Origin of the sequence: Vibrio sp. Isolate32 (assembly GCF_022397955.1) — a bacterium.
Classification (GTDB): Bacteria; Pseudomonadota; Gammaproteobacteria; order Enterobacterales; family Vibrionaceae; genus Vibrio.
The window spans coordinates 97,777-123,814 of record NZ_JAKEUQ010000002.1; the positions used below are offsets into that span (position 1 = coordinate 97,777).

Here is a 26,038-nt window from a genome sequence, read left to right on the forward strand (position 1 = left end):
GAGCCCTCCAGTACACTTTAAATAAAAACAATGGAGGCCTAAAGCCTCCATTGAACATTAACATAATTTGGGAATTAGCACGGTATTATAGCACAATTAGTGCACATCACGCCAATACTCTTTCTTCAGCAAAATCACGATGATAGTGAAGATAACTAAGAAAGCCATTACCCACCACCCCATAGCATGACGCTCAAGTTGAACTGGGTCGCCCGAGTAAACCAAAAAGTTAACAAGATCACGAACCGCTTCGTCGTATTCACCAGCACTTAATTCGCCAGAGCCGTCAGTTTCAGTACTAACAACAACCGTCACTTCCTCGCCATCTACCATATGCGTATCATAGATTGGTGTTGGGATACCTTGCAGCTCTTCAAGAACGTGCGGCATACCAACACTAGGGAAAACAATGTTGTTCACGCCAAACGGACGAGATGGATCTTCATAGAAGGTACGAAGGTACGTGTATAGCCAATCTGCGCCACGAACACGAGCAACCAAAGTTAGGTCAGGTGGCGGAGCACCAAACCAACTTGCCGCTTGCTCAGAAGGCATAGCGTTAACCATCAAGCTACCAATTTTCGCCTCTGGGTCAAAAATCAGATTTTCCTTCATTAGATCAACAGGGATCTCTAAATCATTCGCAACACGTTCATAGCGCTGGTACTGCGTTGAGTGACAAGCGAAACAGTAGTTCATGAACATCTTAGCGCCATTTTGCAATGAAGCTTTGTCTGTTAAATCATTGTTCGCTTTATCTAATGGTACGTTTGCACCCGCTGCCATCGCCAATGCTGGCAACATAGCAAATAAAATTACAATCCACTTTTTCATTTGAATGTCACCCTTTCTGGTAATGGTTTCGTCGCTTCATTTTTACTATAGAACCAGAGTAGAACGAAGAACATGAAGTAACCTAAGCTAAAAATTTGAGCTAGTAGCGTGTATGTTGGCGTCGCAGGGAGCGCACCAAGTACACCAAGCGCAATAAAGCTTATTGTGAATTGGATGATGTTAATCAAATGCAGTTTGCTACGGTATCGGTAAGAACGAACCTTACAACGGTCAAACCATGGCAGTAGGAATAACACAACAATTGATGCGCCCATTGCGACTACACCTAACAGCTTATCAGGAACAGCACGTAGGATTGCGTAAAACGGCGTGAAGTACCAAACTGGAGCGATATGCTCAGGTGTTTTCAGCGGGTTTGCAGCTTCAAAGTTAGGTGGCTCAAGGAAGTATCCACCCATTTCTGGGTTAAAGAACAGCACATAACAAAACAAGAATAGGAAACCAGCAACACCTACCATATCTTTCACAGTCCCGTACGGGTGGAAAGGAATAGAGTCGATAATGTCGTATTTCTTAGTGTAATCCTTGTGGAATGGGAACTGAGTTTTGTAATCGTCACCCATTGTGCCTTTAGGAAGCTTAGTTTCGATACCGTCAGGGTTATTCGAACCCACTTCGTGCAGTGCTAGTACGTGAAGTACGATAAGCAGTAGAAGTACAATTGGTAGAGCGATAACGTGCAGTGCGAAGAAACGGTTCAGCGTTGCACCAGAGATAATGTAGTCACCACGGATCCAAAGCGTTAGGTCATCACCAATAACAGGGATCGCACCAAACAGAGAAATGATTACCTGAGCACCCCAGTAAGACATTTGTCCCCATGGTAGTAGGTAACCCATGAAAGCCTCAGCCATAAGCACCAAGAAGATCAACATACCGAAGATCCAAAGTAGCTCTCGAGGTTTTTGGTAAGAACCGTAGATTAGACCACGGAACATGTGCAGGTAGATAACAACGAAGAATGCCGAAGCACCTGTCGAGTGCATGTAACGCAGTAACCAACCGTATTCCACATCACGCATGATGTATTCAACAGAAGCAAACGCACCCTCACCAGACGGCACATAGTTCATTGTTAGCCAAATACCTGTAAGGATTTGGTTAACCAATACCAACATTGCCAAAGAACCGAAAAGGTACCAAAAGTTAAAGTTCTTAGGCATTGGGTATTCAGATAAGTGCTTTTTATAAGCATTCATCGCGGGTATACGTTTTTCTACCCAGTCTAGTAGTCCTTGCATTATGCATCTCCCTCGTCAATACCGATCAGGATCTTAGTGTCGCTTAAATACATATGCTTTGGCACAACAAGGTTCAATGGTGCAGGTACACCTTGGAATACTCGACCAGCCATATCAAATTTCGAACCATGACATGGACAGAAGAAACCAGACTTAACACCTTGTACTTGTTCTGCGAAAGAATCAGGTAGGTAAGTCGGAGAACAACCTAAGTGCGTACAGAAACCAACAGCAACGAAGAATTCCGGCTTAATTGAACGGAATTCGTTCTGTGCGTATTCTGGTTGTTGCTCAGCTTCAGATTGAGGATCACGAAGTTGACCACCGATAGATTTTAGGTTTTCTAGTACCGACTCAGCACGGCGTACAACCCATACAGGTTTACCTTGCCACTCGACACGAACCATTTGTCCCGGTTCTAACTTGCTGACTTCCACTTCCACCGGTGCACCCGCAGCTTTCGCCTTGGCACTCGGATTCCATGATTTAATAAAAGGCACGGCTACAGCAGCAGCTCCCAAACCACCAACAACGGCTGTTGTTGCGGTTAAGAAACGCCTGCGACCGTTATTTAAAGGCGCGTTGCTCATCCAAACATTCTCCCATTTGCTCCTTGTGGATTGAAATTATTCCGATTAAGGAGCATGGCTAACAAAATATGTATTTAGTTCTATTTATTGACGGCAAATGATAAATAAAACCCTACTTTTTGACAAGATAAAGCTACCTTTTTGTAACAATCATGAGGCAAGGCGCACATTGAGTTACAAAAGCTTTCAAAATACAAGAATTTGGAAATAAAACGAGAGGGGAAAAGCGTTTAGCGGAGGGGATAAAAACAAAAAGCCCGGCATATAGCCGAGCTTTGAACCACAATTCCAGTAATAAAACTGGGAGCGTGTGCTTTTTCGTAAAGAAAAATTAACGCTTAGAGAATTGAGGTTTACGACGTGCTTTACGTAGACCAACTTTCTTACGTTCAACGCAACGAGCGTCACGAGTAACGTAGCCAGCTGCACGTAGAGCAGGACGTAGAGTTTCATCGTACTCCATAAGAGCGCGAGTGATACCGTGGCGGATTGCGCCAGCTTGACCAGAAATACCACCACCAGAAACAGTGATGTAAAGGTCAAGTTTCTCAGTTAGTTCAACTAGCTCAAGAGGTTGCTTAACAACCATGCGAGAAGTTGGACGACCGAAGTAAACATCAAGGCTACGCTTGTTGATTACGATCTCACCAGAACCTGGTTTGATGAAAACACGAGCTGCTGAGCTTTTGCGACGACCAGTGCCGTAGTATTGATTCTCTGCCATTTTCATAATCCCCAATTAGATGTCTAGTACTTGTGGTTGTTGAGCAACATGGTTGTGCTCAGCACCAGCGTATACTTTTAGCTTACGGTACATAGCGCGGCCTAGAGGACCACGTGGAAGCATACCTTTAACAGCTAGTTCTAGAACCATTTCTGGCTTCTTGTCGATCAGCTTTTCGAAAGTGATAGACTTAAGACCACCTGGGAACTCAGAGTGACGGTAGTAAACCTTACCCTTAGCTTTGTTACCAGTTACAGCAACTTTCTCAGCGTTAACAACGATGATGTAATCACCAGTGTCTACGTGAGGAGTGTATTCTGCTTTGTGCTTACCACGAAGGCGAGAAGCGATTTCACTTGCTAGACGACCAAGAGTTTTACCTTCAGCGTCTACAACATACCAGTCGCGTTTTACAGTTTCTGGTTTAGCAACGAAAGTTTTCATGCTAATAATTACCTATTTAAAAAATTTACACTTAAGGAATACTCGCGTATTCCCACTGTCTAAGAGTCACCATTCATCACCCCTTCGAGTGTTGGAAAACTCTTGGCATAACGTGATTTAACTCATCGTTAGAGGCCCGCAGTAACGGTAGGTCGCAGGATTATAGAGAAGAGCGAAGAAAAAATCACCTCTTTTTGAACAAAATCACGATTTTTTTATTTCTACTTCTCAATCGAGATAATCCTATCTAACTCAAGTGCTCTTTTGCTAAATATTCATGGCTCTGCATTTCAATTAAACGCGACTGACAACGTTTAAATTCAAAATCTAGCTGGCCGTGGGTATATAAGTTTTCTAGCTCTACTTCCGCAGAAATAATCAGCTTTACATTGCGCTCATAGAACTCGTCCACTAATGCAATAAAACGTCTTGCGGCGTCATCAGAAGTCGCGCCCATTTGCAGAACATCAGCCAAGAGAACCGTGTGGTAAACGCGAGACAGTTCAATGTAATCATTCTGGCTTCGGGCCGACTGACAAAGCTGAGAAAAAGTACCATGCAGCACACCATCACTCGCTTCGACTACATCTAATTGACGGTGATTAACCTCAAGCTGCTTAAGTCTCTCTTTATCTTCCCCAACCAGTTGGTTGTAGTACTTTTCAAGATTGATGTTCGCTTGGCTATCGAGTGGATAGTGGTATATCTCGGCCTGCTCTAAGGTGCGCAGACGATAATCAATGCCGCTGTCCACATTAAGAATATGGCAGTTGTATTGAATCAGCTTGATCGCAGGTAAAAAACGCGCACGTTGCAGACCATTACGATATAGGTCTGCAGGAGGAATATTTGAGGTCGCAACCAAGATAACGTTTCGTGCGAACAACTCTTGGAACAAAGTTCCTAGGATCATCGCATCGGTGATGTCTGAAACAAAGAATTCGTCGAAACAGATAATGTCCGCTTCTCCCTTCAACTTGTCTGCCACTAAAGGCAATGGATCGCTAACATTACCTAACGCTTTTAGTTCATCATGAACTCGATACATAAAGCGGTGAAAGTGAACACGCATTTTTTTAGTGGTCGGTAAGGCATCGTAGAACGTATCCATTAAATATGTTTTACCACGCCCTACGCCCCCCCAGAAATAAAGACCTTTCGGTGGTTGTGGCAGTTCTGGCTTTTTGCCCAATAGTTTCTGGAATCGAGTCAATTGAGGAATGGGAGTATTTACGTAATCTTGGAATTGATGAAAAAGTTCATCTAAAGATTTTACGGCTTGCTCTTGTGATGGATCTCTTTGAAATCCTTGTTCTTTTATATCTTGTTCGTATTTTTTGACGGGATTCATGACGACATTTCCACAATGAAAGTGATATCAGACAGCGAATAAAATTAAGCTCAAACAGTAAGAAACACGACATTATACGGCGAATAATACAGCATTAAACTGCTATGTAGCGCACACGCATTTCTCTTTATACTGCGGCTTTCTCATAGTACCATGGAGCTGTAACACGTGTAACTAAGCAGTAACAAACATGTTAAAAAACAATAATAAGGAGCTGTTATGCCTTGGATGTATGCCATTACCGGTTTACTAGTCGGAGTTATTCTAGGGGTCGCTATTTCTCGTCTCATGACACCTGAATACAAGAAGCAAAAAAACGTACAGAAAGAATTGGATAGCGCAAAGTTTGCCCTTGAACAGCAGCGACAAGAGCTGGCTGATCACTTTGCGAAATCAGCAGAGATGTTGGACACCTTAGGTAAAGACTACACAGAACTGTACCAACACATGGAAAAAACCAGCTCGGAGCTAATCCCTAACCTGCCAGAGCAAGACAATCCGTTTGTGAAGACAGCAGCTGCTCATTCAGAGAAGCCACAAGAAAAGTCGGCAAACAAAGAAACGGCCCTGGAAGAGCAGCCTAAAGATTACGCGAATGGTGCGACTGGTTTATTTACCGCGCAGAAGAAAGAAATCATTGATGCTCCTGATGTAGTCACTGCAAAAGCATCATAAATATTTAGCACTTCTGTGAACTTTACAAATGACCTGAGTCATAACTTTCACTTAGGTCATTTAAAACTTCTTATGCGTATTAGACGTAATGAGAGGGGTAAGACCTTAACTAGATAGGAGTTTATGATGAAAAAACCTTTGCTTGCTTTATCTGTACTGACTTTAAGCTTAAGTTCAATCATCACCCCCATTCAAGCATCCGCCGCGCTGCCATTAAGTGTGGGTAATGAGCAATTACCAAGCCTTGCGCCTATGCTTGAACAAGTGACCCCCGCTGTGGTTAGTATCGCCGTTGAAGGCAAACAGGTACAACGTCAGCAAATCCCTGAACAATTCCAATTCTTTTTTGGCCCAGAGCAAACACGTGAGCGTCCATTTCGCGGTTTAGGCTCAGGCGTGGTCATTGACGCCAAGAAAGGGCATATCGTCACCAACTACCATGTAATTGATGGTGCCGATGATATCAAAGTAAGACTTCATGACGGTCGTGAATACGATGCTGAGCTTATCGGCGGTGACCAGATGTCCGATATTGCCCTATTAAAATTAGAAAAGGCCAAGAACCTGACTCAAATAAAACTCGCAGATTCCGACAAGTTGAGAGTTGGTGACTTCAGCGTCGCGATTGGTAACCCATTTGGACTTGGCCAGACCGTAACATCTGGCATCGTTTCTGCACTTGGCCGAAGCGGCCTCAACCTCGAGAACTTTGAGAACTTCATTCAAACCGATGCCGCTATCAACAGCGGTAACTCAGGTGGCGCGCTAGTGAACCTAAACGGTGAACTGATTGGTATCAACACAGCCATTCTTGGCCCCAACGGAGGTAATGTCGGTATCGGCTTTGCAATCCCATCCAACATGATGAAAAACCTGACAGAACAGATTCTCGATTTCGGTGAAGTAAAACGTGGCATGCTTGGCGTTCAAGGTGGCGAGATCACCTCAGAGCTTGCAGAGGCATTAGGTTATGAGTCCAGTAAAGGCGCCTTCGTTAGCCAAGTCGTGCCAGACAGTGCCGCCGATGATGCTGGATTAAAAGCGGGTGACATTATCGTCTCTATTAATGGTAAGCGTATCGATACCTTCAGCGAATTAAGAGCGAAAGTCGCAACGCTCGGGGCGGGTAAAGAGATCGAGTTAGGTGTGGTTCGCGATGGTAAGAATAAAACCTTCGATGTCACGCTTGGTGAGTCAACCAGTAGTAAAACCAAAGCCGAGAAGCTGCATGAAGGGCTAACTGGTGCCGAGCTTACCAACACCACTAGCAATGACACTACAACAGGCGTGAAAGTATCAAGCGTTGCTCAAGGTTCTCCGGCAGAAGCTTATCAACTTCTAAAAGACGACATTATCATCGAAGTGAACCGTCAGCCCGTTAAGAACCTCGCTGAGTTCAGAGCGATTGTTGAAAAACAACCAGGCGTCTTAGCGCTCAATATCCAGCGAGGCGATAGAACCATCTACCTCGTAATTCGATAGCGAGTTCGTCAATACAAACACAGGGAGACTTTGTAAGTTTGCTTTAAACTTACTCAGTCTCTCTTTTATTTAGCTGAATCAAAATGCTATGCTTCACAAGTAACTCAAACTAGTCACCCATGCGTGGAGGCTCAATACCTTACCTGTCGAAGAGGGAAACATGCTGGCTTTTCTATTTCGTTCTATTTCCCTTGGACTCGTTTCAGCGGCGCTGATTCTTCTTGCCTTTCCTAGCTTAAGGCCAGCCATTGTTGCAGATGTGACTAGCCCTAAAGTCGATAATATTGGCTCTCTTCAGATTTCATTTAATAAAGCGGTACGCCGTGCTGCGCCTGCTGTGGTGAATATTTATAGCCGTAAATACGCAGAAGATGATCGTAACAAGCTACTGACTCAAGGCTTAGGTTCTGGGGTTATTATTAGCGAGAAGGGCTATATTATTACCAACTTCCACGTTGTAGCTCAGGCAGACCAAATTGTTGTAGCACTTCAAGACGGCCGAGTGGCTGCAGCACAATTAGTGGGCTCAGATAAGCGCACCGATATCGCGATACTCAGAGTCAGCGGCGATAACCTACCGGTGATTCCACTCAACCCGAACTACAAAGCCAATGTTGGCGATGTGGTACTGGCTATCGGTAACCCATACAACCTAGGTCAAACCACTACCTTTGGCATCATTTCCGCGACAGGGCGCTCTTCGATTAGCCTAGACGGCCACCAAGCCTTTATCCAAACCGATGCCGCGATCAATGAAGGTAACTCCGGTGGTGCTCTGGTGAACTCTCAGGGTGAGCTAGTCGGGATCAACACTGCCTCTTTCCAACAAGCGACCGACATGGAAACCTACGGTATTTCATTTGCTATCCCCTACCCACTTGCCAATAAAATCATGGAAAAGATTATCGCTGATGGTCGTGTAATTCGTGGTTATATCGGTATCGACGGGCAAGATATTAACTCTGTCACTTCTCGCATGTTGGGTACAAAGAATATCGGTGGAATTGTTGTGTTGGGTATCGATCCAAATGGTCCAGCTGCGGATGCAGGTTTTGAAGCTCAAGATATTATTGTCAGCATCAACGATAATCGAGTAAATGGTCGCCAGAGCGTGATGGATATCGTTACCGATCTACGCCCGGGTACAGTGATCGATGTCGGCATCTTGCGCCAAGGTGAAAACAAGACCCTTAAAGTGACGATTGCTGAAGATACTCGCCTGTAGAGCAAAATCCGTAACTAAGACATTCAAACTACTCGATGTAAATTACTAATAAACAAATAAAAAACCCAGATATCAGGCTGGGTTTTCTTTTATCCGAAGAGGATATCAAGAGTCTTTACGATTCACTTGGCTCTTCGATATCAATGCGAGTCACACGTTGTAGGCCTCTCGGCAGTAAGCCACCACGACGACCACGTTCACCACGGAAGTTTTCAAGGTCAGCCGGTTTCAAGCCAAGCTTACGTTTGCCCGCGTAGATAGTCAGCGTTGCATTCTCAGGTATAGCCATCAAGTGCGATACAAACTCTTCACGCTCTTTGGCTTTAGCAGAAGGGATGTTGATGATCTTGTTACCCTTACCTTTGCTCAATTGAGGTAGGTCTTTAATTGGGAATAACAACATGCGGCCTTGGTTGGTAATCGCTAGAATCTGGTTACTTTCCAAATCAGCAATCGGACTAGGCGCCATCACTTCTGAAGATTGCGGTAGGTTAACCAGAGCTTTACCGCTCTTGTTCTTAGACAGCAGATCGCTACCCTTACAAACAAAGCCGTAACCCGCATCAGAGCCAACTAGCCATAGCTGTTCATCTTCTCCCATCACCACTTGGCGAATAGAAGTGCCCGCGCTGATGTTCAAGCGACCAGTAATTGGTTCACCTTGACTTCGTGCAGATGGTAGCGAATGAGACTCAAGAGAGTAGCTTCGGCCATCACTGCCAAGGAACACCGCTTGTTGATTACTCTTACCTTTAGCACTCGCTAGGAATTTATCACCCGATTTGTAGTTCAAGCCTTCAGCGTCAACCTCATGCCCTTTCGCATGACGAATCCAACCTTTCTCAGAAAGCACGACAGTGATTGGCTCACTTGGAACCAAATCACGCTCAGTCAACGCTTTTGCTTCAGCACGTTCAATCAACGGTGAACGACGATCATCGCCGTATTTATCTGCATCGGCTTGGATTTCTTTTTTGATCAGCGTATTCAAGCGACGCTCTGAACCTAGTAGCTTTTCAAGCTTCTCACGTTCAGCTTCAAGCTCTTCTTGCTCAGCTCGAATCTTAAACTCTTCTAACTTAGCTAAGTTACGAAGTTTAATATCGAGAATCGCATTGGCTTGAATTTCAGAAATGTTGAAACGATTCATCAAAACAGGACATGGTTCGTCTTCTGTTCTAATGATTTCAATCACTTCATCAATATTTAGATAAGCGGCAAGTAAGCCTTCTAAGATGTGCAAACGTGCCAGTACTTTATCTAAACGGTACTGCAAACGACGGCGAACGGTCGTGCGGCGGAACTCAATCCACTCTTTCAGGGTTTGAACTAAGCCTTTAACTTGAGGACGGTTATCTAAACCAATCATGTTCAAGTTAACGCGGAAGTTTTTCTCAAGATCCGTCGACGCGAATAAATGACTCATCAGTTGGTCACAGTCGATACGGTTTGAACGAGGAACCACGACGATACGCGTTGGATTTTCGTGATCTGATTCATCACGCAAGTCGTCAACCATTGGCAGCTTCTTAGCTCGCATCTGGTTCGCAATTTGCTCAAGTAACTTCGCACCTGACACTTGATGAGGTAAAGCCGTGATAACAATATCAGAGCCTTCCTTATGCCATACCGCGCGCATCTTGATGCTGCCGCGGCCTGTACGGTAGATTTTTTCGATGTCCGACTTCGGCGAAATAATTTCAGCTTCTGTCGGGTAATCAGGCCCTTGAATGAAACCCATCACATCTGGAAGTTCAGCTTTTGGCGTATCAATCAAATGAATCGCTGCATTCGCTACTTCACGCACATTGTGTGGCGGAATATCGGTCGCCATACCTACCGCGATACCAGTAATACCGTTCAACAAAATATGAGGAAGACGAGCAGGCAACATTTGTGGCTCTTTCATCGTGCCATCAAAGTTTGGTTGCCAATCAACTGTACCTTGACCTAATTCACCTAGAAGAACTTCCGCGAATTTAGACAGTTTCGCTTCGGTATAACGCATTGCAGCGAACGATTTCGGGTCATCCGGAGCACCCCAGTTACCTTGACCATCTACCAGTGGGTAACGGTAAGAGAAAGGCTGCGCCATTAATACCATCGCTTCGTAACAAGCAGAATCACCGTGTGGGTGATACTTACCTAATACGTCACCAACAGTACGTGCTGATTTTTTGTATTTTGATGCAGCCGATAAGCCCAGCTCAGACATCGCATAGATAATACGACGCTGTACTGGCTTCAAGCCATCACCGATATACGGCAATGCACGATCCATGATCACGTACATTGAGTAATTTAAGTAGGCATCTTCGGTGAACTTGCGCATTGGCAACTGTTCAACGCCATCATATGTAATTTCGTTAGACATCCATTATACCTCGGCCATATCACCGTTAGTCTGTAGCCATGTACGGCGATCATCTGCACGTTTCTTACCAAGCAGCATGTCCATCATCTCGTTGGTCGCTTCGCTGTCATCAATCGTTAACTGAACAAGGCGACGAGTGTTTGGATCCATGGTGGTTTCACGCAACTGAAGTGGGTTCATTTCACCCAGACCTTTGAATCGTTGCACGTTGATTTTGGCTTTCTTCTGCGATAGTCGCTCAAGCACACCGTCTTTCTCTGCGTCATCAAGTGCGTAGAACACTTCTTTACCGCAATCGATACGATACAAAGGAGGCATTGCCACATAGATATGACCCGCTTCAACCAATGCATGGAAATGGCGAGTAAACAATGCACATAACAGTGTCGCGATATGAAGACCATCCGAGTCCGCATCGGCAAGGATACAGATCTTACCGTAACGCAGGCCTGATAAATCATCGTTGTCTGGGTCGATACCCAGAGCTACCGAGATGTCATGCACTTCTTGCGAAGCCAATACTTGGTCTGCTGACACTTCCCATGTATTTAGGATCTTACCGCGAAGTGGCATAACTGCTTGGAACTCACGATCACGAGCTTGTTTAGCAGAACCACCCGCCGAGTCCCCTTCCACGAAGAAGATTTCGGTACGGCTTAAATCTTGAACCGAACAGTCCGTTAGCTTACCCGGCAATGCTGGGCCTGAGGCGATTTTCTTACGCACAACCTTTTTGCTTGCGCGCATACGGCGGTGAGCATTCGCAATACAAGCTTCTGCCAACTGTTCTGCCAGTTGTGGTTTTTCGTTCAACCACAGGCTAAAGGCATCTTTTACCACACCAGACACAAACGCAGCGGTCTGACGCGAAGACAAGCGTTCTTTTGTTTGACCAGCAAACTGCGGATCTTGCATCTTCACAGATAGAACGTAAGAACAACGGTCAAAGATGTCATCACCCGTCAACTTAACGCCACGAGGGAGAAGATTACGGAACTCACAGAACTCACGCATTGCATCAAGCAGACCTTGGCGAAGACCGTTTACGTGTGTACCACCTTGCTTAGTTGGTACTAAGTTCACGTAGCTCTCGGTGATCATATCACCGCCTTCTGGCTGCCAGATGATCGCCCAGTTCGCCATTTCCGTTTCAGCAACGAATTCACCGACATAAGGCTCTTCAGGCAACAGGGTGTAACCTTTCACGCCTTCAGCAAGATAGTCTTTTAGACCATCTTCATAGAACCATTTGTGTTCTTCATTGTTCACTTTGTCGCTAAAGGTGATTTCTAACCCCGGGCAAAGTACCGCTTTCGCACGTAAATTGTTGATTAGGCGAAGCGTTGAAAACTTAGAGCTATCGAAGTATTTAGGGTCAGGCCAGAAGTGTACTGATGTACCACTGTTGCGATGACCACAAGTGCCTGTAACCGTCAGTTCAGTAACCGCTTTACCATGCTCTAGAGCGATTTCATGAACTTGACCTTCACGGCGAACCGTAACCTCAACACGCTTAGACAGGGCGTTTACTACCGAGATACCTACACCGTGCAAACCACCAGAAAACTTGTAGTTGTTGTTCGAGAACTTACCACCAGAGTGGAGCTTGGTTAGGATCAGCTCAACACCTGAGATACCTTTCTCTGGGTGGATATCGACAGGCATACCACGGCCATCATCGGTAACTTCTAATGATTGGTCAACATGAAGCACAACTTTGATTTTCTTAGCGTGTCCCGCTAGAGCTTCATCAACCGAGTTATCAATGACTTCTTGGGCAAGGTGGTTCGGCCTTTCTGTCTCGGTATACATACCTGGGCGGTGTCGCACAGGGTCGAGACCTTCAAGTACCTCGAGGTCTTTTGCATTATATTGTTCAGTCATAATACGGAGTTTACTCAAAAAGTTTGCGTCAGTTCGCTGGCTCCAGTTTCACTAAAGCAGAATCATTACTATGAACCGTCATAGTAGAGCGAACGAGCGAAGTATGGGGAATATAGTCTGGAAGCTGACTAATGATGTCAAGCTAGTTCAAAAACTAAGACATCAAACTATGATATTTCACCATTGATAGATGAAATAACAGGCAAAAAGAGAGACAACGACTCAGTGAAGAAAACAGGTTATAGGTTTAGAAAGGTGATGATTTGCTGTGGGTAGCCTTCAAAATCAACAAAGCTATGATTCCCACCCTCTTCTACTGTTTGGGTTGCACCTTGATACTTCTCTACCGCTTGTCGGTAATCCAGAACTTCATCTTCCGTTTGTTGAAGTAACCAGAAGTCACTTGGCCTTGTGATAGCCGGAACATCTAATGCCTTCAACTCATCGATATGCTTAGTCTCTAAGACATATCGTTCATTTGTGTATGGGTTTACTTGCTCACCTAAGTAGTCGACAAGTAACTCATATGGTTTCACCGCAGGGTTTACTACAACCGCTTTGAAGCCATAATGGCTGTTGAGCCAAGTTGAAAGGTAGCCTCCTAATGAGCTGCCAACCAGTGCGATCTCGTACTGATTTTTGTATTGCTCCACCAGCTGCTGCAGGTAAAGTGCGGCTTGCTGCGGGAAGCTCGGCAGTTGAGGGGTTAGCACCTTAATATCCGCACGATGCTCCGCGCAATACTCAGTCATCACCGTCGCTTTGTAAGAGCGAGATGAGCTGTTAAAACCATGAATATAGAGAAGCAGTGATGGTTTTGCAGTTTGCTCGATAGATTCAGACATCATTAGCAACCTTCATTAATAACCAGCGGCTTCAAAATCAGGTAAGAACTGACCGTTAGGCAAGCGACGAACTTGAGTACTCACCGTCCCATCTTGGTGCAGTTCAATCTCTCTCCAACCAGGAGATAAGGTATCTACAGCGAAGTCATCTGAATTAGGTTTGAACTGAACACAAGTCGACGGAGTTGCCATAACTTGTACACCATGGTGCTCTCGGTTCATGTCTTGGTGAACGTGACCACACAATACCGCTCTCACATTAGAATGCTGTTGAACCACATCCCAGAACTGGTCAGCATCTTTCAAATTATGTTGATCAAGCCATGCACTGCCCACTAGCAACGGGTGGTGGTGCAACAAAACCAAAGTATTGCGCTCAGGGAATTCCGCCAGTTTTTGTTCTAGCAAATCAAGTTGTTGATCGCTAAGGCGCCCATGTGGAACACCGACGACTTGAGAATCCAACATGATCACTTGCCAGCTCTCACTTAGCAATACATGTTCAACACACTGAATTTGTGGTGATGGTAAAACACTGCCCATATTAGGCTTAAAATCATGGTTTCCAGGTAGCCAGTAACATGGCTTTTCTAAAGGCTGAATCCCTGACTCAAACTTCCGGTATGACTCTGCGCTGTGATCTTGGGAAATGTCACCAGTCGCTAAGATCGCCTGATAGTCAAAGCCTTGACTAACAATGCCATCGATTACAGCACGAAAGCTATCTTGAGTGTTGATGCTTAGTAAGCTGCCATTGCTAGGCGCAAATAAATGCGTATCCGTCAGCTGCACAAGCTTAATACTGCTCTCATCAAATTTTGAAGTGTGTGATAATTCCAAAATAACAAATCCAGATACGTTACTGTTTAGACGTTAAAAGTGTTCTTAAATAAGCTCAATTAAAAGGCAATAGGGCTACGGCTGATACCAGTTTTTAAACAAAACGTTAACCACTCCCCAAGAAATTTATTCAATTGAAATTTCTCATCCTTTTGCAGAAGCTTAGTGTTGGGATAGTCATATTTCGCCTTAACTCGCGAAAAATCCCCACTGGCGCACACTTCTGCAACTCGAGCGTCGTGATATAGCCTGACAGACATTTTTGGCAAAGGAAACACTGGCATCGCGTCACTCTGACATATATCTATTAATGTGGTGTATTTTGTGACCTCATTCACTGTCAATTGATATACCATATTAACGGCTTGGTAACAGCGGACATCACCAACCTCATGCCCAACCGGTAACAGAGCGTTTAGTTTGGCATAATTCGTCTCATAGACTCGCATCAATTCAGCAAGATCAACATGATACGGTTTCTTGACCGCTATATTTGGCATAACGTTAAGCTACCCACTCTGACTGTAATTCTTGGTAGTTCAATTGTAGCCACTGCAATGCAATGATCGTGGCCCCATTTTCAAACACACCGTCTTTAACCAGTTGATAAGCCGCCTCACGACTCATCACCTGTACTCGAATGTCTTCACCTTCGTAATCCAGCCCGTGTACCCCTTTGGCTGTCGTGGCATCGACACAACCAACAAAAACATCAAGCCGCTCTGAACAGCCGCCTGATGAAGGGTAATACGAAGTGATAGGCAGCACAGATCCGACTTCGACTCCAGCTTCTTCCATCGCTTCACGACGAGCCACATCTTGTGGTGACTCATCGGTATCGATAATCCCAGCAACAATTTCGTATTGCCACGGGTGCTCATGCTCTAAAGCACCAACACGGATCTGTTCGACGATCACGACTTCGTCACGCACGGGATCATAAGGTAACAAAGCGGCAGCATGACCACGTTCAAACATTTCACGCTCGATTGGTTGGCTCCAGCCTCCCTCAAACAGCTTATGCTTAAATGTGTACTTAACCATTTTAAAAAAACCACGAAACAGCGTCTCTTTTGAGACTATTTCCACATCTTGTGGAGTAAACTCATGTCGTTGATTGTCATACTGTTGCATTTGGTACCTCACTAAGTGATCTTTATAGTTTACTCATTGTCCGAGTTAACTACCAAGGATAAGGTTCAACTTTTTATATAAAACTTATAATTAAAGTTAAGTTTTAAAAAATAAATATTGCACAAGTGGACAGTTAAATGTAAAAAGTGCAAAGTTTCGAGTAAATTACCACCAAACTGGGTTAAACTCTTTTAAAGAAAATTCCACAAAAGGCAGGAATAGGAAAATGAAAAAACTGCTTCCACTATTTATCAGTGCAGCAATTGGCAGCCTAAGTTTGTCAGCTTTTGCTGATACGCTAGCTGACGTTTACGACCAAGCAAAACAGAACGATCCACAACTTCTTCGTTCAGCAGCGCAGCGCGATGCCGCTTTTGAAGCAGTAACGTCAAGCCGGAGTGATTTGCTACCTCAAATAAACCTAACAGCAAACTACGATATCAATCGTGGTGATCGAGACACGTCAGGTGTTGGTAGTTCAAGTATCGATAACAATACTTGGGGAGCTGCGATTGGTTTTTCTCAAGAACTTTACCAACGCTCTTCGTGGATCACTCTAGATACCGCTGAGAAAACGGCTCGCCAGGCTGATTCAGCATACGCGGCAGAGCAACAAGCGTTGATTCTACGTACCGCGACAGCTTACTTCGACGTACTTCGTGCTCAAGATAACCTAGAATTTGTTCGTGCTGAAAAGGCAGCCGTTGCTCGTCAGCTTGAGCAAACTAAGCAACGTTTTGAAGTAGGCCTTTCTGCTATTACCGATGTACATGATGCGCAAGCTCAGTACGATGGCGTTTTAGCTGATGAAGTATTAGCAGAGAACGATCTGACTAACAGCTACGAAGGTCTACGTGAGATTACAGGTCAAGAACACTCTAACCTAAGCATCCTAGATACTGACCGCTTCTCAGCGAGCAAATCTTCTGAGTCCGCAACCGCTCTTGTTGAACAAGCCGAGCAAAAGAACCTTAGCCTACTAGCAGCACGAATCTCTCAAGACGTAGCAAAAGACAACATCTCTTTAGCTAGTTCTGGTCACCTACCAAGCCTAACGTTAGACGGTAGCTATGCTCTAGCAGATCAATCAAATAGCTCTCAAGATTATGACCAAGACAACCTAAACATTGGTTTGAACTTAGTTGTTCCTCTATACACGGGTGGTAACACAACTTCTTTGACTAAACAGGCTGAATACAACTACGTTGCAGCAAGTGAAGATCTAGAGGCGACTTACCGAAGCGTTGTAAAAGACGTACGTGCATTCAACAACAACATCAGCGCTTCAATTGGTGCTCTACGCGCTTACGAGCAATCTGTTGTTTCTGCTCAGTCTGCTTTAGAGGCAACAGAAGCTGGTTTTGATGTGGGTACTCGTACTATTGTTGATGTACTAGATTCAACTCGTCGTCTTTACGATGCAAACAAAAACCTTTCAGACGCTCGTTACAACTACATCCTAAGTGTCCTTCAGCTTCGTCAAGCGGTTGGTACGCTAAGCGAACAAGACATTGTTGATGTAAACGCAGGTCTAAAAGTAGCAAGTAAGTAACTCTTAATTACTCAGTTACCGTCACAAAAATGCCACTCAATGAGCTAACACTGATCATTTAAGCATTTTACTGATGAGTTGATCGCTCCTGTAGATAGTTAACAATACCCTTAAGCATTTTTTGTTTAAGGGTGTTGTTTTATGCTTTCACACTGGCTAATTGATATTTTATTAGCGTCTAATACTAAGCACCAAGTCTAATCTAGTTCATATCAATCTTAACGCCTGCCAACGCCCCTGTTCCGTAGTCATCACCACGTCTTGTTTTTAGCATTAAACGTAAGTCATTAGCAGAATCGGCACTGTGGAACGCATCCTCTTCGCTGATCTTGCCTGCTACAGCTAAATCATACAAAGCTTGGTCAAAGGTCTGCATACCAATTTCTTTTGATTTTGCCATAGTCGCTTTCAGTTCATGTAACTCACCACGACGAATCAAGTCTGATACTCGTGGGCTATTCAGCAGAATTTCAAACACACCATGACGACCGCTGCCATTCTTATCTCGGATTAACTGTTGAGCAACCACGCCACGCAAGTTCATCGACAAATCAAACAAGAACTGTTCTTTCTGCTCTTTAGGCACCAAGTGAAGAATACGCTCTAGCGCTTGGTTGGCATTATTGGCGTGCAGGGTAGCCATACACAAGTGACCCGTTTCAGCGAAGGTCATCGCATACTCCATGGTTTCACGGCTACGGATTTCGCCAATCAAGATCATATCTGGCGCTTGACGTAATGAGTTCTTAAGGGCAACTTCGTAGCTCTCGGTGTCGAGCCCGACCTCACGTTGCGTCACGATACATTTTTTATGCTCATGGACGAATTCAATCGGGTCTTCAACCGTTAAGATATGCCCTGAACGATTGGTGTTGCGATAGCCTGTCATTGCGGCCATTGAGGTCGATTTACCAGAACCTGTCGCACCAACCACTAGCACAAGTCCGCGCTTAGCAATTGAAAGGTCTTGTAGTACATCAGGAAGCTTTAATTGCTCAAAGGTTGGGATGTTAGTCTCAATACGTCTAATTACCGCTCCAGGCAGCTCTCGTTGAAAGAATGCACTGACACGAAAGCGACCAAACTCACGCACAATGGCAAAGTTTGCCTCACGTGTTTGCTGATATTCATCACGTCGGTCTTGATCCATCATTGCATCAAGTAGTTGAGCAACCTTAGCCGCATTCAACTTCTCGCCTTGAGGTCGCAATTCACCATCGACACGAAACAAGATAGGCGCATCAACGGTGATATAAAGATCCGATGCTTTTTGAGACAGCATTCCTTCAAGGGTTTGATTCAATTCCATGTTATTCACCTTGATTAAAACATTGAGGTTTCAATTTCGATCTTTCTCTCTACCTCTTCCGAATCAACCAAGCCTTGAGCCATCAGCTGTTTCGCATTTTGCTCCATAGTCTGCATACCATGTGCCGCCCCCGTTTGAATGATAGAGTACATCTGGGCGACCTTATCCTCACGAATCAAGTTTCTAATCGCAGGTGTCGCCATCATGATTTCATGACACGCGACACGACCTCCACCAACACGCTTTAGCAGCTTTTGCGCAATCACCGAGCGCAGTGATTCAGACAACATAGAACGAACCATATCTTTATCGCTACCTGGGAACACATCAATAATACGGTCGATCGTTTTTGCCGCCGAACTGGTATGTAACGTACCAAAAACCAAGTGACCAGTTTCTGCAGCAGTAAGCGCTAAACTAATTGTTTCTTGGTCACGAAGCTCACCAACAAGAATCACGTCAGGGTCTTCACGTAACGCACTGCGCAACGCCGCTTTAAAGCTGTGAGTATCACGGTGAACTTCACGCTGGTTCACTAAGCATTTATTGTTGGTGTGAACGAATTCAATTGGGTCTTCGATCGTCAGGATGTGCTTATTGTAGTTGCGGTTTACGTAATCAACCATCGCCGCGAGAGTCGTCGATTTACCAGAACCTGTTGGGCCAGTGACGAGCACTAAACCTTTCTCGTAGTTGGCAATCTTTTCAAAGATTTCTGGAGCACCTAATTGATCTAAAGTTGGGATCTCTACAGGAATAGTTCGAAAGACAGCCGAACAACCACGAGCTTGGTTAAATGCGTTTACACGGAAACGACCAACATTGGGTAATTCAAAAGAGAAATCGACTTCCAGTTTTTCTTCAAACTCACCGCGTTGTGAATCGCTCATGATCTCAAATACCAAACGGTGCACATCAGCATGACTCAAAGCTGGTATTCCAAGCTTCCTTACTTCACCATCTATACGTACCATTGGAGATACACCCGCAGAAAGATGTAGATCTGACGCGTTATGCTTTACACTAAAATCTAGTAACTCAGTGATATCCATTTATTTTCCCTTAAGTAAAGTCAGCTATGAGTAGTATTCAACAAAATATAGAACAAATCACCTCACAGATTCGTAGTGCTGAGCAAAAGTGCGGACGAGTTCCAGACTCCGTGCAACTTTTAGCCGTCAGCAAAACTAAACCTATTGATGCAATTCTAGAAGCCGCACTTGGAGGTCAAGTTGCCTTTGGTGAAAACTATGTTCAAGAAGGTGTTGATAAAGTAAAACACTTTTCAGAACAGCATTCCAACCTAAATTTAGAGTGGCATTTTATTGGTCCAATTCAATCCAATAAAACCCGCCTAATCGCGGAAAGCTTCCAATGGGTGCATTCCATCGATCGCGATAAAATCGCACAAAGACTGAGTGACCAACGTCCAAGCGAGCTTCCACCTTTGCAAGTTTTAATTCAAGTAAACACCAGTGGTGAAGCGTCCAAGTCTGGCACATCTGAAGAGTCAATTTTTGCACTAGCGGAGTTGATTTCCTCACTGCCCAACCTCACTCTAAGAGGATTGATGTCGATTCCTGCAAACGTTTCTGACTATCAATCACAGCTTAACGCTTTCTCTCAACTGGCAGAGCTTAAAGATAAGCTAGCTGCAAAATTTCCTGGTATTGATACCCTTTCGATGGGCATGAGTGGAGATATGGAAGCAGCAGTCGAGGCTGGCAGCACTATGGTTCGTATTGGAACCGCGATTTTCGGTGCTCGTGATTACGCGAAATAGTGACACCTAACAACCAAAAAATATAAGTATTGATACCGCTCCGCTTTCACCGCGCAGCGACACGCTCAGGATTTGATATATGGAACATAAGAACATCGCCTTTATCGGGGCGGGAAACATGGTTCGCTCAATTGTAGCGGGCTTATTCGCGAGTGGTTACCCAGCGCAAAAGATTACAGCAACAGCACCTTCTGATACCAGACGAGTACCGTTAGAGCAAGAGTACGGCATCAATACCACCAGCGATAATATTGTCGCAGCAGAGCAAGCAGACGTTGTTGTATTATCGGTGAAGCCACAAATGATGGCCGATGTATGTAAATCCTTACAAAGCATCGACTTTAGCAACAAACTGGTTATCTCAATTGCCGCAGGTATTAATGCGAATCGACTCAATGAGATGTTAGACTGCCAATTGAACTTAGTGCGTGTGATGCCAAACACGCCATCACTGCTTGGTAAGGGGATGAGCGGTCTTTATGCTAATTCAACCGTTAGCCAAGATGATAAAGACTTCGCTTCTCAGCTAATGCAAGCTGTAGGTGAGGTAAGCTGGGTTGAACAAGAGTCTGGCATCAACAACATCATTGCGGCGGCGGGGAGTGCTCCAGCTTACTTTTTCCTGTTTATGGAAGCGATGCAAGCAGAAGCAATCAACCAAGGTTTCGACCAAGAGACGGCTCGTAAGCTAGTGCAGCAATCGGCATTAGGCGCGGCAGAAATGGTGGTCGCGAACCCAGCGACAAAATTATCTACACTGCGTGAGCAAGTGACTTCAAAAGGTGGTACCACCGCTGAAGCGCTGCGCACGTTTAACGAACATCAATTATCAGACATCGTAGCCAAAGCCATGCAAGCGGCAGTTGCTCGAGCTGAAGAGATGGAAAAACTGTTTTAGTACCAATCAAGGTACAAAAGCATTGTGTCGCTCGGGTGGTAACTGAGCGGCAAGTTAATCCGAAAAAGGAAACAATATGAACTCGATGAGCTTTCTGATCTCGACCGTTTTTGATCTTTACATCATGGTTGTGATCTTGCGTATCTGGCTACAAGCATCACGTGCAGATTTCTACAACCCATTCTCACAATTCATCGTAAAAGCGACACAACCGGTTGTTGCCCCACTACGCCGAGTTATTCCATCAATTGGCAGCCTTGATCTGGCGACGGTTGTTTTTGCTTATGTCCTTTGTGTACTTAAGTTCGTTGCTCTAAACCTGATTATCTCTGGCGGTGCTGCCGTTTTCGACATCAGCTTCCTTATCTTTGGCGCACTGTCTCTGCTCAAAGCGGCTGGTGGTTTAATTTTCTGGGTTCTACTTATCCGTGCAATCCTAAGCTGGGTAAGCCAAGGCCGTAGCCCAATCGAGTACGTGTTCCACCAACTGACTGAGCCAATGCTAATGCCTATCCGCCGTATCCTACCGGATATGGGTGGCTTCGACTTAAGCGTGCTGGTTCTGTTCATTGTTCTGCAATTTGCGAACTTCCTAATGGGCGACATGATTGGTCCTATTTGGTATCAGCTATAATTCAAGTACGAACATCAGATACTTTGACGATGCCAAAAGCGGTTTGGGCCGAGGAGGACGATATTCTTCTTAGGCTCTATATCCAACCCAAAGCAAGCCGAGACAAAATTGTCGGCTTGCACGGTGAGGAACTGAAAATTGCCATTACCGCCCCACCGGTTGATGGTAAAGCCAATGCTCATTTAGCGAAATACCTTTCAAAACAGTTTAAGGTCGCTAAAGGGCAAATTAAGATAGAAAAGGGAGAGCTAGGTAGGCACAAGCAAGTTCGCATATGCTCACCAAGCCAAATCCCAACTGAAGTCAAAGCCATCCTATGATGGCTTTTTGCTATTTATTGGAGTCATTATGCGTTTATGGATAACAGCACTACTCACCGCTCTTGTTGCCTTACCGAGTTCAGCAGGACAATTTAAGAACATTAAGGATGTCGAGGTTCACTACTCGGCTTTTAACTCGACGTTTTTAACTGCACAAGTCGCTAAGCAATACAAACTTAAGCGAAATGGATACTCAGCAATCCTCAACATCAGTGTGTTAGACAAGGCTTCCCTAGGCAAGCCTGCTACAACGGCTAAAATTTCGGGAACAGCGAAGAACCTCGTTGGGAACACCCGTACTTTGAAGTTTCGAGAAATCAAAGAAGGCGATGCGATTTATTACCTTGCTGAGTTCCCCGTAACCCACGAAGAAAACATCACTTTTAATATCGATGTTAACGCAGGTTTGAAAGGCACAGGTCCACTGCGCTTCACACAAAAATTTTATATAGAAGAGTAACTTCAACCGTCACTTTTCTGTTCACTAACTTATTAGAGCCCCCCCCCATGAGTAAGATTGTTTTAGCCACAGGCAACCAAGGTAAAGTTCGCGAGATGGCAGATATTCTGTCTGAGTTCGGTTTTGACGTTGTCGCACAAAGTGAATTTAACGTTTCAGAAGTCGCTGAAACGGGAACAACATTCATTGAAAATGCCATCATTAAAGCCCGTCATGCAGCGAAAGAAACCGGTCTACCAACGATTGCGGATGACTCTGGTTTAGAGGTTGATTACTTAAATGGCGCGCCAGGAATCTACTCAGCGCGTTACTCAGGAGAAGGCGCTACCGATAAAGAGAACATCGAAAAGCTGCTTGATGCTATGCAAGGTGTTGAGGCAGAGAAACGTACTGCTCGTTTCCACTGTGTATTAGTCTTAATGCGTCACGAAAATGATCCAACACCATTGGTATGTCACGGTAAATGGGAAGGACAAATTCTGACTGAAGAACACGGTGAGAACGGCTTTGGCTACGACCCTGTATTCTTTGTTCCAGAAGATAACTGTGCATCGGCTGAACTTGCCCCTTCACGCAAAAAGCAACTATCACACCGTGGTAAAGCCCTTGCCTCATTGTTCGAAGCACTCAAGGAGCGAGCGCTGTAATGCACAATACAGCGCTAATACCACCCGCACTTAGCCTCTATGTACACATCCCATGGTGTGTACAAAAGTGCCCGTATTGTGATTTCAACTCACACGCTCTGAAAGCCGAGATCCCAGAGAAAGAGTACATCGATGCACTACTTGAGGATCTCGATACTGATATCGAAAAGTACCAACTCAATGGTACACCTCGTCCGCTGCATTCGATCTTTATTGGTGGTGGCACTCCAAGCCTGTTCTCTCCAGAAGAGATCGGTCGACTGCTTCAAGGCATTGAGCAACGCATCCCATTCAAACCTGAAATTGAAATTACCATGGAAGCCAACCCAGGCACCATTGAAGCGGAGCGTTTTGCTGGTTACCAAAAAGCGGGGATTACTCGTATCTCGGTGGGTGTACAAAGTTTCGAGCAAGAGAAGCTAGAAAGGCTTGGCCGTATCCATGGTCAAGATGAAGCGGTCAACGCAGCTCACCTTGCGCATAAAATCGGTCTAAACAGCTTTAACCTCGATCTTATGCATGGCTTACCCGATCAGAGTATTGATCAGGCACTGTCTGATTTAGACAAAGCGATCGAGCTCGATCCTCCACATTTATCTTGGTATCAGCTAACAATAGAACCTAACACCATGTTCTATTACAAAACGCCAAAACTGCCTGATGATGATGACTTGTGGGATATCTTCGACTTAGGCCATAAGAAGCTTGCAGATGCGGGTTATTTACAGTACGAAATCTCAGGCTACAGCAAGCCGGGATATCAGTGTCAGCATAATCTCAACTACTGGCGTTTTGGCGACTACCTAGGTATTGGCTGTGGCTCTCATGGCAAGCTGAGCTTTGCAGGTGGACGTATTGTTCGCACCACTAAGGTTAAACACCCTAGAGGCTACCTAGCAGCGTATAAGAACATGGTGAAACCGTACCTATCTGATGAGTTTGAAGTGCCAAATGAAGACCGCCCTTTTGAGTTCTTTATGAACCGCTTTAGGTTAATGGAAGCATGTCCAAAACAAGACTTCATTGATACGACTGGGTTAGAGTTTGATTCGATTCAGCCAACGATAGAGTGGGCCAAAGAACTCGGTTATCTTAATGAAACCGACAGCCATTGGCAGATCACTGAAAAAGGAAAACTCTTCTTAAACGATTTGCTTGAAGCCTTTATGGCAGAAGAAGACGAGTAGTTCGAGATTCGAGATTCGAGATTCGAGATTCGAGATTCGAGATTCGAGATTCGAGATTCGAGATTCGAGATTCGAGATTCGAGATTCGAGATTCGAGATTCGAGATTCGAGATTCGAGATTCGAGATTCGAGATTCGAGATTCGAGATTCGAGATTCGAGATTCGAGATTCGAGATTCGAGATTCGAGATTCGAGATTCGAGATTCGAGATTCGAGATTCGAGATTCGAGAAAATGATTAAAAGGGTTGGCCATAGAGTCAACCCTTTCTAATTTGACTTCGTCATCCTCAAAAATGAGGGACGAGTGAGTTGGGGATCTCTTGCAAGAGTAGAACCCCAACGTAAAGCCGCTTTTAGAAAATAGAACGACCAATACGCTCTGAAAGCAGTTCCAGAGCCTTAGTACCCGCCAAAGAGTTACCCGAAGGATCAAGCTCTGGGGACCACACAGCGATTGTCATCTCACCCGGAACGATAGCAATAATACCGCCGCCGACGCCCGATTTTCCTGGCATACCAACACGGTAGGCAAACTCGCCAGCCCCATCGTACAAACCACATGTCGCAAGCAAAGCATTCAACTGCTTGGTTTGAACTGGCGTGATGATCTCTTTCTTGGTTTGAACTGACACACCTTTGTTCGCCAAATAGCTAAAGGTTTTCGCCAAATCCACACACGTCATTTTAAGCGCACAAGCATGGAAGTAGTTATTCAGTACTGGAATAACATCATTCTCAAAGTTACCAAATGAACGCATCAAATAAGCAATGGCAGCATTACGATCGCTGTGCATCATTTCTGAAGCCGCGACTATCTTGTCATACACAATATGAGTGTCGCCCGACAACTGGCGCACAAATTCCAATAAACGATGTCTCGGCGCTGATAGGCGGCTTTGTAGTAGATCAGCTACGACAATAGCACCCGCATTGATGAACGGGTTACGGGGGATCCCCTGCTCCATCTCAAGCTGAATCATCGAGTTAAAGGCTTGACCAGAAGGCTCTTTGCCAACGCGTTGCCAAATCTCTTCAGGCTTGTATAGCACCATAGCTAACGTAAGACTCAAGGCCTTAGAGATAGATTGCACAGAAAATGCTTCTTCAGCATCGCCTGCTTTAATCACCTCACCCTCATTGGTGTATACCGCGATCGCCAGTTTCTGGTTCGATACGCGAGCCAGTGCAGGGATATAATCAGCGACCTTTCCCTGTCCAATTAAAGAACGAACTTCGTCTAAGATCTCGGCCAAAATAGCTTGAGTTGGTTTCATGTGCACTTACTTCTATATTGTTATTTTTGTAGGGGTGTAACATATACCAATCGTAGTAAATAACTGCTCATTCTAGCTTGTTAAAATGCTCGATAACTGCGTTAGAATTTTTGATTGTAGAGTAACTACTTATCGAAAAATGCTGCCTTGTTCTCAAGCCTTTTTCCTACGCTATTTCTGATCACTTACTTACTGTGATTGGTATTACTTTCTGTCGTTAAACCTTTACTGAAATAAAAGCCTAAGGACAAAAAAGCCAACATTACAATAATGTTGGCTTTAATCAATCCCACAAAGTGTAAGGTTTAA

The 26,038-nt window shown here is 44.8% G+C and carries 26 protein-coding genes; 11 read left to right on the top strand and 15 right to left on the bottom strand.

Features of this window, described 5'->3' with window-relative positions:
* Positions 1–96 precede the first annotated feature (96 nt).
* The 6 genes from L1D11_RS01895 to zapE all read right to left on the bottom strand — a co-directional run bounded on the left by L1D11_RS01895 (position 97) and on the right by zapE (position 5,205).
* On the bottom strand, positions 97–834 hold the full coding sequence (locus L1D11_RS01895) for a cytochrome c1 (RefSeq protein ID WP_239831605.1): 738 nt from the start codon (positions 832–834) through the stop codon (positions 97–99).
* Positions 831–2,096, bottom strand: coding sequence for a cytochrome bc complex cytochrome b subunit (locus L1D11_RS01900; protein ID WP_004740756.1), 1,266 nt, complete (start codon positions 2,094–2,096; stop codon positions 831–833). Before L1D11_RS01900 ends, L1D11_RS01895 begins: the two co-directional genes overlap by 4 nt.
* The gene (gene petA / locus L1D11_RS01905; protein WP_004740757.1) at positions 2,096–2,686 is read right to left on the bottom strand and encodes a ubiquinol-cytochrome c reductase iron-sulfur subunit; all 591 of its coding nucleotides are present in this window, start codon (positions 2,684–2,686) and stop codon (positions 2,096–2,098) included. The genes L1D11_RS01900 and petA overlap by 1 nt, the downstream gene beginning before the upstream one ends.
* 331 nt (positions 2,687–3,017) lie before the next feature.
* On the bottom strand, positions 3,018–3,410 hold the full coding sequence (gene rpsI / locus L1D11_RS01910) for a 30S ribosomal protein S9 (RefSeq protein ID WP_004740758.1): 393 nt from the start codon (positions 3,408–3,410) through the stop codon (positions 3,018–3,020).
* Positions 3,411–3,425: 15 nt separating this feature from the next.
* A complete protein-coding gene (rplM, locus tag L1D11_RS01915) occupies positions 3,426–3,854 on the bottom strand; it encodes a 50S ribosomal protein L13 (RefSeq protein ID WP_004740759.1) in 429 nt (142 codons plus the stop codon).
* Between the two features lie 247 nt (positions 3,855–4,101).
* Positions 4,102–5,205 carry a cell division protein ZapE gene (gene zapE / locus L1D11_RS01920; protein WP_239831606.1) on the bottom strand — a complete coding sequence of 368 codons (1,104 nt, stop codon included), beginning with the start codon at positions 5,203–5,205 and terminating at the stop codon, positions 4,102–4,104.
* A gap of 219 nt (positions 5,206–5,424) precedes the next feature.
* On the opposite strand from zapE, the gene zapG reads away from it, so the two are divergent.
* The 3 genes from zapG (at position 5,425) to degS (ending at position 8,587) form a co-directional block, all read left to right on the top strand.
* Complete coding sequence (zapG, locus tag L1D11_RS01925; RefSeq protein ID WP_239831607.1) at positions 5,425–5,880, top strand: Z-ring associated protein ZapG; 456 nt, start codon at positions 5,425–5,427, stop codon at positions 5,878–5,880.
* A 126-nt stretch (positions 5,881–6,006) separates the two neighbouring features.
* Positions 6,007–7,362 (top strand): DegQ family serine endoprotease, encoded by a 1,356-nt coding sequence (locus L1D11_RS01930; protein ID WP_239831608.1) that lies wholly within the window; start codon positions 6,007–6,009, stop codon positions 7,360–7,362.
* Positions 7,363–7,522: 160 nt separating this feature from the next.
* Complete coding sequence (gene degS / locus L1D11_RS01935) at positions 7,523–8,587, top strand: outer membrane-stress sensor serine endopeptidase DegS (protein ID WP_239831609.1); 1,065 nt, start codon at positions 7,523–7,525, stop codon at positions 8,585–8,587.
* Between the two features lie 115 nt (positions 8,588–8,702).
* Here the strand turns inward: degS and parC are convergent, their stop codons facing one another.
* From parC to nudF, 6 genes are all read right to left on the bottom strand, one after another.
* Positions 8,703–10,961: a DNA topoisomerase IV subunit A gene (gene parC / locus L1D11_RS01940; RefSeq protein WP_239831610.1), complete on the bottom strand. Its 2,259-nt coding sequence runs from the start codon at positions 10,959–10,961 to the stop codon at positions 8,703–8,705.
* Positions 10,962–10,964: 3 nt separating this feature from the next.
* Positions 10,965–12,845: a DNA topoisomerase IV subunit B gene (parE, locus tag L1D11_RS01945; RefSeq protein WP_239831611.1), complete on the bottom strand. Its 1,881-nt coding sequence runs from the start codon at positions 12,843–12,845 to the stop codon at positions 10,965–10,967.
* 239 nt (positions 12,846–13,084) lie between these two features.
* Positions 13,085–13,690 carry an esterase YqiA gene (yqiA, locus tag L1D11_RS01950; protein ID WP_239831615.1) on the bottom strand — a complete coding sequence of 202 codons (606 nt, stop codon included), beginning with the start codon at positions 13,688–13,690 and terminating at the stop codon, positions 13,085–13,087.
* Positions 13,691–13,705: 15 nt separating this feature from the next.
* Entirely contained in the window at positions 13,706–14,530 is an 825-nt protein-coding gene (gene cpdA, locus L1D11_RS01955) for a 3',5'-cyclic-AMP phosphodiesterase (RefSeq protein WP_239831612.1), read from the bottom strand.
* A gap of 59 nt (positions 14,531–14,589) precedes the next feature.
* Positions 14,590–15,030: a DUF1249 family protein gene (locus tag L1D11_RS01960; protein WP_004740768.1), complete on the bottom strand. Its 441-nt coding sequence runs from the start codon at positions 15,028–15,030 to the stop codon at positions 14,590–14,592.
* 4 nt (positions 15,031–15,034) lie between these two features.
* Positions 15,035–15,664 (bottom strand): ADP-ribose diphosphatase, encoded by a 630-nt coding sequence (gene nudF / locus L1D11_RS01965; protein ID WP_239831613.1) that lies wholly within the window; start codon positions 15,662–15,664, stop codon positions 15,035–15,037.
* Positions 15,665–15,890: 226 nt separating this feature from the next.
* Here nudF and tolC point away from each other — a divergent pair, with 226 nt between their 5' ends.
* Positions 15,891–17,216 (top strand): outer membrane channel protein TolC, encoded by a 1,326-nt coding sequence (gene tolC, locus L1D11_RS01970; protein WP_239832931.1) that lies wholly within the window; start codon positions 15,891–15,893, stop codon positions 17,214–17,216.
* 202 nt (positions 17,217–17,418) lie between these two features.
* Here the strand turns inward: tolC and L1D11_RS01975 are convergent, their stop codons facing one another.
* Entirely contained in the window at positions 17,419–18,525 is a 1,107-nt protein-coding gene (locus tag L1D11_RS01975) for a PilT/PilU family type 4a pilus ATPase (protein WP_239832930.1), read from the bottom strand.
* Positions 18,526–18,539: 14 nt separating this feature from the next.
* A complete protein-coding gene (locus L1D11_RS01980; RefSeq protein WP_239832929.1) occupies positions 18,540–19,577 on the bottom strand; it encodes a type IV pilus twitching motility protein PilT in 1,038 nt (345 codons plus the stop codon).
* Positions 19,578–19,603: 26 nt separating this feature from the next.
* Here L1D11_RS01980 and L1D11_RS01985 point away from each other — a divergent pair, with 26 nt between their 5' ends.
* The 7 genes from L1D11_RS01985 (at position 19,604) to hemW (ending at position 24,454) form a co-directional block, all read left to right on the top strand.
* Positions 19,604–20,308, top strand: a complete 705-nt coding sequence (locus L1D11_RS01985) for a YggS family pyridoxal phosphate-dependent enzyme (RefSeq protein WP_239832928.1) — start codon at positions 19,604–19,606, stop codon at positions 20,306–20,308.
* A gap of 79 nt (positions 20,309–20,387) precedes the next feature.
* The gene (gene proC, locus L1D11_RS01990; RefSeq protein ID WP_239832927.1) at positions 20,388–21,206 is read left to right on the top strand and encodes a pyrroline-5-carboxylate reductase; all 819 of its coding nucleotides are present in this window, start codon (positions 20,388–20,390) and stop codon (positions 21,204–21,206) included.
* A 76-nt stretch (positions 21,207–21,282) separates the two neighbouring features.
* The gene (locus L1D11_RS01995) at positions 21,283–21,840 is read left to right on the top strand and encodes a YggT family protein (protein WP_010435653.1); all 558 of its coding nucleotides are present in this window, start codon (positions 21,283–21,285) and stop codon (positions 21,838–21,840) included.
* Between the two features lie 29 nt (positions 21,841–21,869).
* Positions 21,870–22,160 (top strand): DUF167 family protein YggU, encoded by a 291-nt coding sequence (gene yggU, locus L1D11_RS02000; protein WP_239832926.1) that lies wholly within the window; start codon positions 21,870–21,872, stop codon positions 22,158–22,160.
* Positions 22,161–22,188: 28 nt separating this feature from the next.
* On the top strand, positions 22,189–22,620 hold the full coding sequence (locus tag L1D11_RS02005) for a DUF4426 domain-containing protein (protein WP_239832925.1): 432 nt from the start codon (positions 22,189–22,191) through the stop codon (positions 22,618–22,620).
* A 47-nt stretch (positions 22,621–22,667) separates the two neighbouring features.
* Positions 22,668–23,267 carry an XTP/dITP diphosphatase gene (locus L1D11_RS02010; protein WP_239832924.1) on the top strand — a complete coding sequence of 200 codons (600 nt, stop codon included), beginning with the start codon at positions 22,668–22,670 and terminating at the stop codon, positions 23,265–23,267.
* Complete coding sequence (hemW, locus tag L1D11_RS02015) at positions 23,267–24,454, top strand: radical SAM family heme chaperone HemW (RefSeq protein WP_239832923.1); 1,188 nt, start codon at positions 23,267–23,269, stop codon at positions 24,452–24,454. The genes L1D11_RS02010 and hemW overlap by 1 nt, the downstream gene beginning before the upstream one ends.
* A gap of 354 nt (positions 24,455–24,808) precedes the next feature.
* Here hemW and glsB read toward each other — a convergent pair whose 3' ends face one another.
* The gene (gene glsB / locus L1D11_RS02020; RefSeq protein WP_239832922.1) at positions 24,809–25,729 is read right to left on the bottom strand and encodes a glutaminase B; all 921 of its coding nucleotides are present in this window, start codon (positions 25,727–25,729) and stop codon (positions 24,809–24,811) included.
* Positions 25,730–26,038: the final 309 nt, after the last annotated feature.

What these genes read in the sequence shown, in the direction of transcription:
- tolC (WP_239832931.1), top strand. Translation starts at nt 15,891, where the DNA reads ATGAAAAAACTGCTTCCACTATTTATCAGTGCAGCAATTGGCAGCCTA.
- petA (WP_004740757.1), bottom strand. Translation starts at nt 2,686, where the DNA reads ATGAGCAACGCGCCTTTAAATAACGGTCGCAGGCGTTTCTTAACCGCA.
- yggU (WP_239832926.1), top strand. Translation starts at nt 21,870, where the DNA reads ATGCCAAAAGCGGTTTGGGCCGAGGAGGACGATATTCTTCTTAGGCTC.
- degS (WP_239831609.1), top strand. Translation starts at nt 7,523, where the DNA reads ATGCTGGCTTTTCTATTTCGTTCTATTTCCCTTGGACTCGTTTCAGCG.
- L1D11_RS01980 (WP_239832929.1), bottom strand. Translation starts at nt 19,577, where the DNA reads ATGGATATCACTGAGTTACTAGATTTTAGTGTAAAGCATAACGCGTCA.
- L1D11_RS01995 (WP_010435653.1), top strand. Translation starts at nt 21,283, where the DNA reads ATGAACTCGATGAGCTTTCTGATCTCGACCGTTTTTGATCTTTACATC.
- proC (WP_239832927.1), top strand. Translation starts at nt 20,388, where the DNA reads ATGGAACATAAGAACATCGCCTTTATCGGGGCGGGAAACATGGTTCGC.
- L1D11_RS01975 (WP_239832930.1), bottom strand. Translation starts at nt 18,525, where the DNA reads ATGGAATTGAATCAAACCCTTGAAGGAATGCTGTCTCAAAAAGCATCG.
- rplM (WP_004740759.1), bottom strand. Translation starts at nt 3,854, where the DNA reads ATGAAAACTTTCGTTGCTAAACCAGAAACTGTAAAACGCGACTGGTAT.
- parE (WP_239831611.1), bottom strand. Translation starts at nt 12,845, where the DNA reads ATGACTGAACAATATAATGCAAAAGACCTCGAGGTACTTGAAGGTCTC.
- yqiA (WP_239831615.1), bottom strand. Translation starts at nt 13,690, where the DNA reads ATGTCTGAATCTATCGAGCAAACTGCAAAACCATCACTGCTTCTCTAT.
- rpsI (WP_004740758.1), bottom strand. Translation starts at nt 3,410, where the DNA reads ATGGCAGAGAATCAATACTACGGCACTGGTCGTCGCAAAAGCTCAGCA.
- L1D11_RS02010 (WP_239832924.1), top strand. Translation starts at nt 22,668, where the DNA reads ATGAGTAAGATTGTTTTAGCCACAGGCAACCAAGGTAAAGTTCGCGAG.
- L1D11_RS01960 (WP_004740768.1), bottom strand. Translation starts at nt 15,030, where the DNA reads ATGCCAAATATAGCGGTCAAGAAACCGTATCATGTTGATCTTGCTGAA.
- glsB (WP_239832922.1), bottom strand. Translation starts at nt 25,729, where the DNA reads ATGAAACCAACTCAAGCTATTTTGGCCGAGATCTTAGACGAAGTTCGT.
- L1D11_RS01930 (WP_239831608.1), top strand. Translation starts at nt 6,007, where the DNA reads ATGAAAAAACCTTTGCTTGCTTTATCTGTACTGACTTTAAGCTTAAGT.
- L1D11_RS01900 (WP_004740756.1), bottom strand. Translation starts at nt 2,096, where the DNA reads ATGCAAGGACTACTAGACTGGGTAGAAAAACGTATACCCGCGATGAAT.
- L1D11_RS01895 (WP_239831605.1), bottom strand. Translation starts at nt 834, where the DNA reads ATGAAAAAGTGGATTGTAATTTTATTTGCTATGTTGCCAGCATTGGCG.
- nudF (WP_239831613.1), bottom strand. Translation starts at nt 15,664, where the DNA reads ATGCAACAGTATGACAATCAACGACATGAGTTTACTCCACAAGATGTG.
- L1D11_RS01985 (WP_239832928.1), top strand. Translation starts at nt 19,604, where the DNA reads ATGAGTAGTATTCAACAAAATATAGAACAAATCACCTCACAGATTCGT.
- L1D11_RS02005 (WP_239832925.1), top strand. Translation starts at nt 22,189, where the DNA reads ATGCGTTTATGGATAACAGCACTACTCACCGCTCTTGTTGCCTTACCG.
- zapE (WP_239831606.1), bottom strand. Translation starts at nt 5,205, where the DNA reads ATGAATCCCGTCAAAAAATACGAACAAGATATAAAAGAACAAGGATTT.
- zapG (WP_239831607.1), top strand. Translation starts at nt 5,425, where the DNA reads ATGCCTTGGATGTATGCCATTACCGGTTTACTAGTCGGAGTTATTCTA.
- hemW (WP_239832923.1), top strand. Translation starts at nt 23,267, where the DNA reads ATGCACAATACAGCGCTAATACCACCCGCACTTAGCCTCTATGTACAC.
- parC (WP_239831610.1), bottom strand. Translation starts at nt 10,961, where the DNA reads ATGTCTAACGAAATTACATATGATGGCGTTGAACAGTTGCCAATGCGC.